At 49.1% G+C, this 14,171-nt stretch carries 14 protein-coding genes; 13 read left to right on the forward strand and 1 reads right to left on the reverse strand.

Features of this window, described 5'->3' with window-relative positions; all coding sequences use genetic code 11:
• Positions 1 to 17 precede the first annotated feature (17 nt).
• From ACGTIC_RS07530 to ACGTIC_RS07565, 8 genes are all read left to right on the forward strand, one after another.
• Complete coding sequence (locus tag ACGTIC_RS07530) at positions 18 to 431, forward strand: hypothetical protein (RefSeq protein WP_394542127.1); 414 nt, start codon at positions 18 to 20, stop codon at positions 429 to 431.
• Between the two features lie 379 nt (positions 432 to 810).
• Entirely contained in the window at positions 811 to 1,347 is a 537-nt protein-coding gene (locus ACGTIC_RS07535) for an NAD-dependent epimerase/dehydratase family protein (RefSeq protein ID WP_257536674.1), read from the forward strand.
• Positions 1,348 to 1,544: 197 nt separating this feature from the next.
• The gene (locus ACGTIC_RS07540) at positions 1,545 to 2,594 is read left to right on the forward strand and encodes a hypothetical protein (protein WP_257536524.1); all 1,050 of its coding nucleotides are present in this window, start codon (positions 1,545 to 1,547) and stop codon (positions 2,592 to 2,594) included.
• Positions 2,595 to 2,869: 275 nt separating this feature from the next.
• Entirely contained in the window at positions 2,870 to 3,808 is a 939-nt protein-coding gene (locus tag ACGTIC_RS07545; RefSeq protein ID WP_113856045.1) for an NAD-dependent epimerase/dehydratase family protein, read from the forward strand.
• 338 nt (positions 3,809 to 4,146) lie between these two features.
• A complete protein-coding gene (locus ACGTIC_RS07550; RefSeq protein WP_113856044.1) occupies positions 4,147 to 4,695 on the forward strand; it encodes an ECF transporter S component in 549 nt (182 codons plus the stop codon).
• A 9-nt stretch (positions 4,696 to 4,704) separates the two neighbouring features.
• Positions 4,705 to 5,532: a pyridoxamine kinase gene (locus ACGTIC_RS07555; RefSeq protein WP_059077204.1), complete on the forward strand. Its 828-nt coding sequence runs from the start codon at positions 4,705 to 4,707 to the stop codon at positions 5,530 to 5,532.
• Positions 5,533 to 5,560: 28 nt separating this feature from the next.
• Entirely contained in the window at positions 5,561 to 6,220 is a 660-nt protein-coding gene (locus ACGTIC_RS07560; RefSeq protein WP_113856043.1) for a TatD family nuclease-associated radical SAM protein, read from the forward strand.
• Positions 6,221 to 6,317: 97 nt separating this feature from the next.
• A complete protein-coding gene (locus ACGTIC_RS07565; RefSeq protein ID WP_113856042.1) occupies positions 6,318 to 6,986 on the forward strand; it encodes a hypothetical protein in 669 nt (222 codons plus the stop codon).
• A gap of 165 nt (positions 6,987 to 7,151) precedes the next feature.
• On the opposite strand, the gene ACGTIC_RS07570 is transcribed toward ACGTIC_RS07565, so the two are convergent.
• Positions 7,152 to 8,309 carry a 1-deoxy-D-xylulose-5-phosphate reductoisomerase gene (locus ACGTIC_RS07570; RefSeq protein ID WP_113856041.1) on the reverse strand — a complete coding sequence of 386 codons (1,158 nt, stop codon included), beginning with the start codon at positions 8,307 to 8,309 and terminating at the stop codon, positions 7,152 to 7,154.
• A gap of 159 nt (positions 8,310 to 8,468) precedes the next feature.
• Between ACGTIC_RS07570 and ACGTIC_RS07575 the strand changes: the two genes are divergently transcribed.
• From ACGTIC_RS07575 to ACGTIC_RS07595, 5 genes are all read left to right on the forward strand, one after another.
• A complete protein-coding gene (locus ACGTIC_RS07575; protein WP_075582235.1) occupies positions 8,469 to 8,810 on the forward strand; it encodes a cupin domain-containing protein in 342 nt (113 codons plus the stop codon).
• A 169-nt stretch (positions 8,811 to 8,979) separates the two neighbouring features.
• A complete protein-coding gene (locus tag ACGTIC_RS07580; RefSeq protein ID WP_059077209.1) occupies positions 8,980 to 9,381 on the forward strand; it encodes a C-GCAxxG-C-C family protein in 402 nt (133 codons plus the stop codon).
• Between the two features lie 274 nt (positions 9,382 to 9,655).
• On the forward strand, positions 9,656 to 12,115 hold the full coding sequence (gene secA / locus ACGTIC_RS07585) for a preprotein translocase subunit SecA (RefSeq protein ID WP_113856040.1): 2,460 nt from the start codon (positions 9,656 to 9,658) through the stop codon (positions 12,113 to 12,115).
• 225 nt (positions 12,116 to 12,340) lie between these two features.
• A protein-coding gene (gene prfB, locus ACGTIC_RS07590; RefSeq protein WP_338086663.1) for a peptide chain release factor 2 occupies positions 12,341 to 13,478 on the forward strand; the annotation gives its coding sequence in 2 pieces (ribosomal slippage) (positions 12,341 to 12,424 and positions 12,426 to 13,478; 1,137 coding nt in all).
• Complete coding sequence (locus ACGTIC_RS07595; protein ID WP_113856039.1) at positions 13,475 to 14,164, forward strand: LmeA family phospholipid-binding protein; 690 nt, start codon at positions 13,475 to 13,477, stop codon at positions 14,162 to 14,164. Before prfB ends, ACGTIC_RS07595 begins: the two co-directional genes overlap by 4 nt.
• Positions 14,165 to 14,171 lie beyond the last annotated feature (7 nt).

Genomic DNA, 14,171 nt, shown 5'->3' on the forward strand with positions numbered 1-14,171 from the left:
AACGGAAAAAGCCCATCATGGATGGGTATCAATACATCCTGTCCAACTGGGATGGCGTCCATAAAGCTTTGACGCAACCAGATGCTACCAGCAGTATGGAAGGACACGTAAGCCATATGCTGTCTGATCGGATGTGCTCCCGGTGCATGGGATGGAGTCCGGTTGGGGCCGAACAAGTCGCCAGGATGCGTACGTATATAGCCAATGGAGGTAATCTGGAAGCCTATGCACAGAAACGGTTTGCGTCCGGTGGGCAGATGACGGAACTGAACATCAATCGGGAAGTCTTGAAAAAAGAATGGAATTTTCGGAAATTAAAGTACTGCACTTACATTCCTGAAAAAGCGGATGATATGCCAGGCCGTGAATCTACCTTGACGGGCGGATGGATGCGATTAATAGAAAACGGCGGCTATCAGCATATTATGTAGCTTTTATACCAAGGTCTCCTTTCTCATGCCAAAAAATTCCCACAACATCTTGACACTATCTTCTATTTTCGTATATTTTAATGATGGAACAGTACGACAATGTGATGCTTCTAAATTAATTACCAGACAAGGTGTTTTTCAGGAATTACAGAATTTAGAAACGTTCCGTTCGTGTCTGACTGTATTGAATGGTACAGTAGCCTGGGACTTGTAAGGCAATCGCGATGAAACACGATGCATAGATATCGATTCCTTTACCGTATATGAGTCACCAGTCGTAAAAGACCCATTGGAGAATGTACAAATAGCATAACTGTAAGTAAGGTTTGTAAGGGCCTCATAATCATGCGGGGCCTTTTTTTATATAAAAAATATCCCGCTGAAAGAATCGGAACCCCTTTGCCCGATGTCACCCTATGGTATTACGAAGATGACGACGGAACAGTATATGCGGGTCTACCATGAACTGTACGGCCTCGATGCGACGGTGTTCCGCTTTGCCAACGTCTACGGCGAACGGCAGGGAGAAAAAGGAGAAGGCGGCGTGGTCAGTATATTCTGCAAACTCCTGTCCCAGGGAAACCCTATCACTGTCTATGGCGATGGCAATCAGACACGAGACTTCGTCTATGCCGGAGACATCGCATCGGCTATCGTACAGGCATTGCCTCTCACTGGATACCACACAATCAACGTATCAACAGGAACTGAAACGAGCATCAACGACCTGATCCGATCCTTCGAACGGGCCATAGGACACAAGGCCGAAGTGCAATACGCACCACCCCGCCCCGGAGACATCCAGCGCTCCGTCCTGAGCAACAAAGAACTGGTACAAACCCTGCACATGAAACCAGAAATGACTCTGGAACAAGGCATAGCCCGTACCTACACCTGGTACAAGCATCCGATGTAGAAGCCCTACCGCTTCTACATTACACCTTCAGCAGCATAGTTGAACGTTCAACTATGCTGTATCTTTCAGTAGCAGGCGGATAGCTCCTATGGGGTGATGGGGAATGACTGGGAACTTCTTGACACTAACCTCCTGGGTATTCCAGTTGTACAACGAATTTAAAATCTGATACAATGATGGCAAAGGAGGTGTGGCCAATGAATGAAGAGATAATGCAGGACGTAGAAGAACAGCTGGCAGGTGCTCTGGCCTACGATAAAGCAGCAAAAAATGTTTTGTCGCAGAAAAAGGTGCTGGCGTACATTTTGAAACGGACCGTACCCGAATTTGAATCGGTCAGCCTTGATGATATTGCCAATATTTACATCGAAGGGACGCCAGAAGTCAGTACTATTCCTGTTTCTAAGGACAAAACGAATGCAGTCCGCCACGCCTTAGAGCGTCAGGATACCCTGGAAATCAAAGGAACGCAAAATGAAGATAACAGCATAACGGAAGGAAGCATCGTCTTTGATATCTTATTTCGGGCGAAGGCGCCGGCAACTAATGAAGTCATAACACTGATTATCAATGTAGAAGCACAGAAACGGTTGAAGCCGAAAAAGAAGCCCAGCGGGACCTATCCTTTATTAAAAAGGGCGGTCTATTATGTGAGCCGGTTGATTTCTTCGCAAAAAGGAAGCGAATTCACTAATAGCGATTACGACAAAATAAAGAAGATCTATACTATTTGGATCTGCATGGAAGCCCCACATGGAAAAAGCGCTATCAACCGGTATCAACTGAAAGAACAGCATTTGTTGCACCGTTATAAAGAACCTTGTCAGAACTATGACCTCATGGGCATCGTATTCGTCTACTTAGGGAACAGCAAAGTCAAAGACCAGATGATGAACCTGCTGGATTTGATGTTCAAATCGAGAAAGAAAGCCAGTGAAAAAATTACAGTCTTGCATACTGATTTTGGGATTGATTTAACACGTGAAAGAGAGGGGGATTTGGAAACCATGTGCAACTTAGGAGAAGGAATATACGAAGATGGACTGATGAAAGGCAAGCAAGTGGGCTGGGAAGAAGGCAGAAAAGAAGGCAGAGCAGAGGGGAGAAAGGAAGGCAGAACAGAAGGAAAATTAGAATTAGCTCTAGAGTTGTTGAAGGATGGGATGGCCTTGGACAAAGTAGCAAAGTATAGCAAATTATCGCTATCTATAATTGAGGAGCTTGCTAAAAAAAATAAATTGATTTAGGTCAATTGATACCAATCGTACATGGAAAAAAGTCAACGATTTCTGGCATCCTAATGATGAAGGCGGAATGGCCTGGAAGACCCGGAAATCGGCATCCAATGGCCCCATCTCGTCGGCAAATATCAAGGCACTCCCAGCGCAGAAGGATATCAACTGGACGATGGCACACCACTGAATCTTAGTGATAAAGATCAAACATGTCTGGGCCTGAAAGATACATTTAAATTCTGATATATCAGTACGAAGCATCCATTGAATTTTAGAGGAGTATAACCATGGACATACTTGTGACGGGCGGGGCCGGGTTTATCGGTTCCCATGTATTGGAAAAATTGCAAAAAGTAAGTGAACAGTCTGCTGAGGACATCAAAGTCGTTGTCCTGGATGATTTGTCCAATGGGAGCAGGGAACATGTTCCATCCGGGATGGAACTGGTTGTCGGTGATGTGCGGAATCGGAATGTGGTGGAAGATGTCTTTTCCCGGCATCATTTTTCTGCAGTCATCCATCTGGCAGCGCAGACGATGGTGCCGGTTTCTGTAGAGAATCCGCTTCTGGATTGCCAGGTCAATCTGGGCGGTATTCTGCGTATTTTGGAAGCCTGCCGCAAATGGCAGGTGCCCCATGTGCTGTTTTCATCTAGTGCCGCTGTTTATGGCGATAATTTGCATATCCCGCTGAAAGAATCGGAACCCCTTTGCCCGATGTCCCCCTATGGTATTACGAAGATGACGACGGAACAGTATATGCGGGTCTACCATGAACTGTACGGCCTCGATGCGACGGTGTTCCGCTTTGCCAACGTCTACGGCGAACGGCAGGGAGAAAAAGGAGAAGGCGGCGTGGTCAGTATATTCTGCAAACTCCTGTCCCAGGGAAACCCTATCACTGTCTATGGCGATGGCAATCAGACGAGGGACTTCGTCTATGCCGGAGACATCGCATCGGCTATCGTACAGGCATTGCCCCTCACGGGCTATCACACGATCAACGTATCGACAGGAACTGAAACGAGCATCAACGACCTGATCCGATCCTTCGAACGGGCCATAGGACACAAGGCCGAAGTGCAATACGCATCACCCCGCCCCGGAGACATCCAGCGCTCCGTCCTGAGCAACAAAGAACTGATACAAACCCTGCACATAAAACCAGAAATGACTCTGGAACAAGGCATAGCCCGAACCTACACCTGGTACAAGCATCCGATGTAGAAGCCCCTACAGCTTCTGCATCATACTTCAAGTAATATGGTTGAACGTTCAACTATGATATATCTTTCAGTAGCAGGCGGATAGCTCCTATGGGGTGATGGGGAATGACTGGGAACTTCTTGACACTAACAAATTCCCACAACCTCTTTACACTATCTTGGATAGAAATATCATTATGTTGAGAAATTAACCGCTATACAGAACAGTGGCATTAGATTTGCTTGACGATGACAGAAATCTGCCAATCTGTCCTATTTACTTTATGCGGTTTTTATAATAAAATAGAGGACAAATAGAAGATATTGTATTTATGCAGTATCGTGAAAGAAGGGGTATGTATGTCTCGTCCTGCTGATGCAGCGCCGCAGGCGCCGTATACGACAAAGTCCATTTGTTTATCGGCGGTCCTCGCTGCTGTGGTCTTTATTATGACTTTTGTACCGCGCATTCCCATTCCACTGGGATATGCCCACCTCGGCGACGCCGTGATTTTCCTGAGCTTCCTGTATTTTAACCGCCGCGAAGCCGCCCTGGCTGCCGCTATCGGCTCTTGTCTGTCCGATTTCCTTGGCGGTTTCCCATTGTGGATTGCACCGACCTTTGTCATTAAATACGTCATGGTATTCATCGTATTTGCCATCTGCTGCCGGGGAACACGGAAGAGTGCCCTCTATTCTGTCCGCACGCTCATTGCCTTCCTCCTTTCTTCTCTGTGGATGGCCATCGCCTATACCCTGGCCGGTGCCGTCCTTTTCGGTAGTATCCAGGCCGGTCTGGCTTCTCTACCGGGACTTCTCATGGAAGGTCTTCTCAATACGATTGCTGCCATGGGTGCCGGGATTTTTCTCAAGCAGCTGCCCACGACCCGTCAGGGCAGTATACGGTGAGGCGCGGCGATGGAACAACAGAAGAAGATTGCACTCATCAATGATATTACAGGATTTGGGCGCTGTTCTATTGCTGTCGAACTGCCGCTCATATCGGCCCTGAAAGTACAGGCCTGTCCGCTGCCGACGGCAATCCTGTCGGTCCATACGGGATTTCCTACGTATTTCATCGACGATTATACGGACCGTATGAAAGATTACATTGCCAGCTGGAAGAAAAATGGCCTGACCTTTGACGGTATTTCTACGGGATTCATGAATTCCCTCGAGCAGATCGATATTGTCATCGACTTTATCCACCAGTTCAAGCAGCCTGATACCATCGTCATCGTCGATCCGGTCATGGGGGACTATGGCAAGTTGTATGCGTCATATACGGAAAAGCTATGCGCTGAAATGCGCCGTCTCATGCAGTATGCCGATGTTATTACGCCGAATCTTACGGAAGCATGCCAGCTCCTGGGCATTCCCTATCCGGAAAAAGGTCATACGGACCGGGCGTACCTCGAAGATATTGCCGGGCGGCTGGCTGCTATGGGACCGGGACAGATCGTCATTACGGGACTGGCCGACGGGGATCATATTGACAACTACATCTATGAAACGGGAAAAGAACCGGACATCGTGTCGGTGAAGAAAATCGGTCATGACCGCTCCGGTACAGGCGATGCCTTTGCCGCCATCGTTTCAGCTTCGGTCGTACGCGGCGACAGTCTGAAAGACGCCGTCGTACGGGCGACAGATTTTATCAGCAGGACGCTGGTCTATACGGAACAGTTGGGACTACCGACCAACCGGGGGCTGGCCTTTGAACAATTTTTGACAGAATTACATTAATTTTATATAGAAAAGGGATGTGGCACTGATGATTACTTATGTATACGACAAGGGACACTATATTACCATGGCCGAAAGTCTGGCCAAACAGCCAGAGGGAAAACGCAACCTCTATGTCAATCTGACGAACCGTTGCACCTGTTCCTGTACGTTCTGTCTGCGCAGTCTGAAAAAAGAAGCCGAAGATATGGAACTGTGGCTTAAAGAAGAACCATCTGTTGCCGAGGTAGAAAAAGAACTGGACAGCCAGCCCTGGGACTACATCAGTGAAGTCGTGTTCTGTGGCTTTGGGGAACCGACCATGCGCCTTGATGATGTAGTGACTCTGTTGACCTATATCAAAAAACATCATCGTGATGTCAAGACGCGGATTAATACCAATGGCCTGTCGGATTTGGAATATGGCCGTGATACGTCTGTCGATTTCAAAGGCGGCATCCTTGATACGGTTTCCATCAGCCTCAATGCATCTAACGCCCAGCGTTATCTCGACCTGACGCGCAGCAAATTTGGCATCTGTTCGTACGAAGCCCTGCTGACCTTTGCCCAGCACTGTCAGAAGTATGTGCCCAACGTCGTTCTGACCGTTGTCGATCATGTCGAAAGCGAAGAAGAAATCGCTAAGTGCCGTAAAATCTGTGAAGACCGGGGGCTGACGCTGCGCGTACGGGCCTATGAAGCCAATTAAATTATAACAGTTTATTTCAATTTGTGACTCCTGTGCCATAGAAATGTAACATTTGTCTGTTATACTGTGTCCATCATCTAAAAAAGGAGTGATGGCGATGAAGATGTTACATACATGGCAGCGGCGTACGCTGGCTGCTGTACTGGCCGGAACGGCGGCCGTAATGATAGGTGTGGCTCCCTTTACGATAGCACAGGCTGCTGATACGACCGATGCGGCAGCGGGCGCCAGCACCCGTCCTAAAATGACACGGCAGATGCTGCCGATACATCCCGGTATAGGACAGAATGCCCGTATTGACCGCATGGTCCAGCAGGGAAAAATCACATCGGAACAAGCAAATAAACTGAAAAAAGCGATAGCTGATTTCCGGAAAAAAGAAGCGAAAGATCATCAGAAATTTATGAAGAGTCTGCCCAATAAGACGGGTATATCAGAAGAAACGCTCCGTGAAATCATGGCACCGCCCCGTTTGCGCCGCGGATTCGGGCCTCAGGCACGTCTCCAGCAGCTGGTAAAAGACGGATCCATCACACAAAGTGAAGCGACGGCATTGGAACAGAGTTTCCAGAAGCATCATTCCCGGCAGGGACAGCCTCCTAAGGCGCCTGCTGACGGACAAAAACCGGACCGTCAGAAATTAGAACAGGAACTATCCCAGGAAACGGGAATCTCTACAACGCGTCTGCAAGAAATCATGCAGCTCATGCACCAGCAGGGCCCACGAGACGAAGCACCCCAGGCTCCTGCTGATAAAGACATCTGATTAGAAGTGATTTAAGGGAAAATCTTTTGTCCCGTGAGTTTCCATTTATGATAAAGAAGCTGTTGCATTAGCATTATCTTTGCTTAATGCAACAGCTTCTTTTGGTGTGCAATAGTATGTTCCACAATGGTCAATCGTTTGGACTGATGTAAGGCTTCCAGTAAACTAAATTTTTTGTAAGACTTGTTCTGTATCTATACGCGTGCTTTGATCTGCTGCAGCGATTTCTTCCAGTGAGGGATGGCTGATCGGCTTATGAGCGTCGAGAATCGTGGCAATCGTCGGGGCAATGTCCGTATAGGCGATGCGTCCTGCAAGGAAAGCCTGTACGCAGACTTCATTACAGGCATTGAAGACGCAGGGGGCTGTACCGCCAGCCTTTCCGGCTTCGATGGCAAGGCGCAGGGCGGGGAAGGCATCCAGATCCGGCGCTTCAAAGGTCAGCGTACCGGCACGGACCAGATCGAGATGTCCAAAGGCGCAGTCGTAGCGGGCCGGCCAGGAAAAGGCGTACTGGATAGGAAGGCGCATATCGGTCAGTCCCATCTGGGCCATGACCGATCCGTCGCAGAATTCTACGAGGGAGTGGACCAGGCTCTGGGGATGGATGATGATATCGATGGCCTCATAGGGCATGTCAAACAGCCAGTGTGCTTCCATGACTTCCAGCCCTTTGTTGGCCAGGGTAGCGCTGTCTACGGTTACTTTGGGTCCCATATTCCAGTTGGGATGATGGAGACACTGCTCCCGCGTTACATGATGCAGCTGTTCCCTCGTATAGCCCCGGAACGGGCCGCCTGATGCTGTAAGAATGAGACGGCGCACTTCTTCTTTCCTGCCGCCGCGGAGAGATTGGAAAATGGCGCTGTGCTCGCTGTCTACAGGTAAAATCTGAACGCCATGCTGCCGGGCTGACTCCATGACCAGATGGCCGGCAGCAACGAGAGTCTCCTTATTGGCCAGGGCGATGGTTTTTCCGGCGGCAATGGCACCGAGCGTCGGTTCAAGACCGGCATAGCCTACCATGGCGGCCAGCACTGTATCGACAGGGCCATAGGAAGCGGCGGCCCTGAGGCCGTCAATGCCGCTCAGGATATCACATTCTTTTCCTACCAGATGCTGCAACGTACGGGCAGCCGTTGCATCAGTGAGGACGGCGAAATCGGGGTGAAAGCGGCGAATCTGGTCTGCCATGAGAGAGACGCTGCCATGGGCAGCCAGCACGCGGACACGAAGTTCTTCCGGATTGGCGGCGATGACATCCAGCGCCTGGGTGCCGATCGAACCGGTACTGCCTAATATACATAGCTGTTTTTGTTTCATTGATTTCTCCTGTTCCGTTCATAGTTTTATCGATTCTATTGTAACAGGCTGCATAGAAGAACGAAAGGACTTTTTTCTTTTGAAAGAGAAACAGTAGAAAGCCTTTGCTTTCTATGCTAGAATATAACCAGAAGTAGAATGTATAAGGAGGGGGTTGCAATGATCCGTAAAGAAAACCGAGTACAAGTAGAAGGACTGGCTGGTGGCAAAGGGCCGGCAACAGTCTGTCATATCCTGACGAAAGACGAACTGATGGGCCATGGCCGCATGTATGCTAAAGTCATCCTGCCGCCGGGTTCCAGCCTGGGATTTCATCAGCATGTCCATGAAACTGAACCGTACTACATTTTGTCCGGTGTAGGTGATTTCACCGATAACGACGGTTCTGTTACCAAAGTAACGGCCGGTGACTGCTGTCTCATCGAACCGGGACAGTCCCATTGCATTGCTAATAATGGAACGGAAGATCTGGTATTCATGGCACTCATTTATAACGACTAAGACAGCAATGGTATATTGCCGATACCGTTTTTCATAAAAGGACGTGATCCTATGTCACAACTCATAGGCATTATTGTTTCGGCACTCGTTGCATTTTCGTTGTTTATGGTGTATGCGAAATTCTCACAGCATCATTGAAACATGTACTACAAAGACTGGAGTGATTCCCATGGGAAAATATCTGGAAAAAGCCAAAGAACTGCGCGCCATTACGGACGTGCATTATAACTGTGCACAGTCTGTCATCTGTGCCTTTGAAGAATTGACCGGGCTCGATGATGCCACATCGCGCAAAATTGGGGCAAACTTCGGCAGCGGCATGAAACGGGGCGGTACCTGCGGCGCTATCACCGGCGGTCTCATGACATTGGGCCTTCTGGGTATCGAAGACGGACCGACCATTGCCGCTTTCCACAAAGCATTCCTGGATCATCATCAGAACTGTCTTGACTGTGCGGACTTGCTGCGCATGAACCAGGCCAATGGCGGGGAAAAGAAGCCCCACTGTGACGGCATGGTATTCGAAGCCGTCCAGCTCATCGAAGACATCCTGGACAAACGCAATAAATAAAATATTGATAACAGACCAAGAGGGATTGCCGCTGTGCTATCCCTCTTTTTTAGAATATCCATCATGATGTGGTCATAGGATATTTGATGGAAGCGCGACATGTTTTGGATGGGGCGATATGGATGGAATACAGAAGCCGTTTTACGTAAGAAACGTGTAAAGGAATGGGACGGATACGGTGCCAGCTATTGCATAAAGTGGGGTAAATGATGTAAAATGTAAAATTGATATGAATGTTACTATGTGATGAATAAGTTGCAATGGAGGTTATTTCGTGTTTGATTCGTTTATACAACACCTTCTCGGCAATAATACCGACCGGGAACTCAAAAAAATGTGGCCTATCGTGCGCCATATCAATGATTTAGAACCACAGATGACGGCGCTCAGCGATTCGTCCCTCCAGGCTAAGACTTTTGAATTTAAAGAACGCCTGCAAAAAGGAGAAACGCTGGATGATATTCTGCCGGAAGCCTTTGCTGTCGTGCGTGAAGCATCGCGGCGTGTTCTTGGCATGCGCCATTTTGATGTACAGCTTCTGGGCGGCATTGTGCTGCACCGCGGGGATATTGCAGAAATGAGGACCGGCGAAGGGAAAACGCTCGTTGCGACATTGCCGGTATATTTGAATGCCCTCACCGGAGAAGGCGCCCACGTCGTCACGGTCAACGACTATCTGGCAACCCGTGATAGTGAAGAAATGGGACAGATTTACAAGTTCCTGGGCTTGTCTGTCGGACTTATCGTCCATGACCTGAATTATGAACAGCGCCGCCGTGCTTATAATTCAGATATTACCTATGGTACCAATAATGAATTTGGCTTTGATTATCTCCGTGATAACATGGTCATCAGTAAAGAACAGATGGTACAGCGCCCGCTGAATTACTGTATCGTCGATGAAGTGGACTCCATCCTCATCGATGAAGCCCGTACGCCGCTGATCATTTCCGGCCCTGGTGAAAAATCGACGGACCTCTACTATACGCTGGCCGGTATCGTCAAGACCTTCACCAAAGATGACTACATCATGGATGAAAAACAGAAGACCATTGCCCCGACTGATTCGGGCGTTGCCAAGGTCGAAAAGATGCTGGGCATCAGCAACATGTTCGATAACGAACACCTTGACTTGAACCATCTGGTCATTCAGGCCCTGCGTGCCCGGTTCATGATGCACCGTGACAAGGATTATGTCGTGAAGAATGGCGAAATCGTCATCGTCGATGAATTTACGGGCCGTCTCATGTTTGGCCGCCGCTACAGCGATGGCCTGCACCAGTCCATTGAAGCCAAGGAAAATGTCAAGGTACAGGGTGAAAGCAAGACTCTGGCCACGATTACCTTCCAGAACTATTTCCGTATGTACAAGAAACTGGCCGGTATGACCGGTACGGCCAAGACGGAAGAAGACGAATTCAATAAGATTTATAAACTCGATGTCTATGTCATTCCTACCAATAAACCGATGATCCGTAAGGACCTGCCCGATGTCATTTACAAGACGAAGAATGCCAAGTACCGCGCGGTCGTGCGGGAAGTCGTCAAACGCCATGCAACGGGGCAGCCTATCCTGGTAGGGACGACCAGCATCAGCCAGTCGGAAATCCTGAGCCAGATGCTCAACAAGGAACATATCGTACATAACGTCCTGAACGCCAAGTATCATGAAAAAGAAGCGGAAATCATCAAAGATGCCGGGCAGCGCGATATGGTCACGATTGCAACCAACATGGCCGGCCGTGGGACCGATATCAAGCTGGGCAAGGGCGTTGCCGAACTGGGCGGGCTCATGATCATCGGTACGGAACGCCATGAAAGCCGCCGTATCGACAACCAGCTCCGTGGCCGTGCAGGCCGTCAGGGGGATCCCGGTACGACTCAGTTCTATTTGTCTCTGGAAGACGACCTCATGCGCATTTTCGGGTCCGACAATATTTCCAAGTTCATGGACAAACTGGGCCTGGATGAAGACGAACCGATTACGGCCAAGATGATCACCAAATCGATTGAAAAGGCACAGAAGAAAGTCGAAAGCCACAACTTTGAAATCCGTAAATACGTCCTGGAATACGATGATGTCATGAATCAGCAGCGTGAAGTGCTCTATGCACAGCGCCGTCAGGTACTGACGGCGGATTCCCTCAAGGATACGATTCTCGGCATGGTCAGCGATATCATCGATGATGGCCTCAATAAATATGCCGATGAAAAACTCTATCCGGAAGAATGGGATTTTGCCGGCCTTCTGACACAGATGCAGCAGTATTTCGTGCCGAAAGACGCGACAACCAGCGAAGAACTGGAAAATCTCAGCCGTGTCGAAGTCAAAGAAAAGCTGTACCAGATTGCTGTCGATCTCTATGAAGCCCGGGAAAAGGAAATCGGAACAGAAACGATGCGCGAACTGGAACGGGCCATCATGCTCCGTGTCGTAGACAGCAAGTGGATGGATCACCTTGACGCTATGGATGCCCTGAAAGAAGGCATCAATCTCCGGGCATACGGGCAGAAGAATCCTCTCGTTGAATATAAGTTTGAAGCTTATGATATGTTTGAAGAAATGGTCGATTCCATCAAACGGACGACGGTCACATTCCTCTATCATATCCAGATTACATACAGTAAGCCTGTTCCAAAGGCAGAAGATCATCTGCAGGGCGCCCGGGAAGTCCATGATGAAAGTGCCCCGGTCACGGCAGAAGATATCAAGCGGGACGAAGAACGGCAGTAAAAGAGCCGCAGTTCGTAGGCCGCAGACCGCAGTCAGCGGCTAACAGGTAGGAAAGCCCGCAGTTCGCAGTTTTAGATATCCCAAGAAAGCCTCCCCTGTGAAGGGGAGGGCCTTTTCGGCCTACAAGGTGCTGAGTGCAAGGAAGCGCAAGGCGGTTGCCGAAACGGACAGTAGAGATGGGACCACAAAGTGGTGGCGTTTTGTTTATGATTATGTTTTTGAAAGATGGTGATTCTTGTGTTATTAGATGAAATGCGTAAACCGCTGGAAGATTTGAAGAAGAGAATACAGGAAATCGGGGATTCACTTTAACCTCCCCAGGAAAAAAGAAAAAATCATGGATCTCGATATGCAGATGAGTGACCCTGATTTTTGGAGTGATCCGGATAAAGCAAAGAAAATTTCCCAGGAAGCAACGCTCCTGAAGACGGAAGTAGAAGGGCATGAAAAACTGGAAACCCAGTGTGCGGACCTGCTTGATTTCCTAGATATGGCCATTGAAGAAAAAGAAACAGGTATGGCCGAGGAAATCGAAAAGCAGTACCATGCCCTGCTGAAAGACATTGAAAAGCGGGAAGTACTGCTGCTCCTTTCCGGCGAATACGATACGTGCAATGCTATCCTGACTTTCCATGCCGGTGCCGGCGGAACGGAAGCCCAGGACTGGACACAGATGCTGGTCCGCATGTATACGCGCTGGGCAGAACAGCACGGGTTCCACATAACCGTCATGGATATGCAGCCCGGTGATGAAGCCGGCATCAAAAGTGCGGCTTTTACCATTGAAGGAGAATACGCTTACGGCTATCTCAAGTCGGAAAAAGGCGTACACCGCCTGGTCCGTATTTCGCCCTTTGATGCGGCTGCGCGGCGTCATACGTCTTTTACGGCCGTCGATGTCATGCCTGAACTGCCCGATGATGTAGATGTAGAAATCAACATGGACGATGTCCGCGTCGATTATTTCCGCGCATCCGGTGCCGGTGGCCAGCACGTCAATAAGACGAGTTCTGCCGTCCGTATGACCCATATCCCGACAGGCATTGTCGTGCAGTGCCAAAATGAACGGTCACAGGTACAGAACCGGGAAATGTGTATGAAGTACCTGCGTGCCAAATTATTTGAATTAGAACAGGAAAAGCAGGCGCAGCTCAAAGCAGAAATCGGCGGTGAACATCAGGCCATCGAATGGGGCAGTCAGATCCGTTCCTATGTATTCCATCCATACACGATGGTCAAAGATCACCGGACGAATGTGGAAACGGGAAATATCCAGGCTGTCATGGACGGCGATATCGATATGTTCATCGAAGGATATTTGCAGCAGCAGAAAGAAAAGCGCCTGGCTAAGCAGACTATATGATGAAAAAATGGATGTATGCCGCCATGGCAGTCGCAGTCATTCTGCTGGGGCTGAATATAGCGGCTCCGCGTCTGGCAGCTTATGGATTGTACCGTGGCCTTTCCCGGCATATGGAAATTTCACCGGATAATGTCCTCGTCGAAGCCCATCCCGGCCTGTCTGTACTGACGGGCCGTCTGGACCGGGTTCATGCAGGTGGTGACAATTTCCGCGTCGGCAAGCTGCGTTTTCAGTCCTTTGACTGCACGCTGGAAGGAGTCCGGTTCGATCCTCTGGCCAGCCTGATGGATGGCCGTTTGCAGGCTGAATCGGCTGAACAGGGAGAACTGGTAGCTACAGTTTCCCAGGATGACCTGAGTGACTTTATCAAAAAACAGGTAAAAGGCACAGAACAGATGGATGTATCCTTTGATGGTGATACTATCCATGTCAGAGGCAAAGTACGGGTCGGCGGTTTTTTGCGTGCCGATGCTGATATAGCCGGCCGGTTTGCTATGGAAGGGAATAAGCTGATGTTCCTGCCGGAGGATGCCGCCATATCGGCGAAGGGGGTCCGGGTCAATGCTTCGAATCTGGCCCGGCTGGAAGTCTATGATTTTACAGATTTTCCCCTTCATATGGTTCCGGACCAGGTCACTCTGGATAACGGATTGCTTACACTGCATGGCAGGGTCAGCAATCACTGAATAAGGT

The sequence above is a fragment of the Megasphaera hexanoica genome (assembly GCF_043520715.1).
Taxonomy (GTDB): domain Bacteria; phylum Bacillota; class Negativicutes; order Veillonellales; family Megasphaeraceae; genus Megasphaera; species Megasphaera hexanoica.